The sequence below is a fragment of the Bradyrhizobium sp. sGM-13 genome (genome assembly GCF_018398875.1).
Taxonomy (GTDB): Bacteria; Pseudomonadota; Alphaproteobacteria; order Rhizobiales; family Xanthobacteraceae; genus Bradyrhizobium.
This window is the reverse complement of sequence record NZ_JAGWDK010000175.1, coordinates 1-560: the sequence shown is the minus strand read 5'-3', so window position 1 is coordinate 560 and position 560 is coordinate 1. Positions and strand designations below refer to the sequence as shown.

The window sequence follows — 560 nt, the reverse complement described above, 5'->3', positions numbered from 1 at the left end:
GTGTCAGGGGCGAGCCCGAGCCGCGTGGCTTGCCGCGCGAGAAGCCGACCTGCTGCCGGTTCCCTATTTCCACGTCGTCTTTACGCTTCCTGCACCGATCGCAGCGATCGCTTTCCAGAACAAGGCCGTCGTCTATGCCATCCTGTTTAAGGCCGCCGCTGAGGCGATGACGACGCTTGCTGCCAATCCGCGACGGCTCGGTGCAGAGATCGGCGGCGTCGCGGTCCTGCATACCTGGGGACAGGCGCTGACGCATCATCCTCACATTCACTGTGTCGTGCCGGGCGGCGGCCTGTCACCTGACGGAACACGCTGGATCGCCAGCCGACCGAACTTCTTCCTGGCCATCAAACCGCTGTCCCGGCTCTTTCGCTGGCTTTTTCTCAAACGCCTGATCGCGGCCTTCAACGCCGGCGCCTTGCGCTTCTTCGGCGATCTTGCATCTCTTGCCGAACTCGACGCTTTCGCTGGTCGAATCAAAGCCATGCAACGCGTCAACTGGGTTGTTTACGCCAAGCGGCCCTTCGGCGGACCCGCCCAGGTCCTGGCCTATCTCGGCC

At 63.2% G+C, this 560-nt stretch carries 1 protein-coding gene; it reads left to right on the top strand.

The genetic code is table 11. The annotated features are described in order from the left end of the window. Positions 1-560 (top strand): transposase (locus KJQ96_RS38655; protein ID WP_213291182.1); only part of this gene is annotated, 560 nt, incomplete at both ends.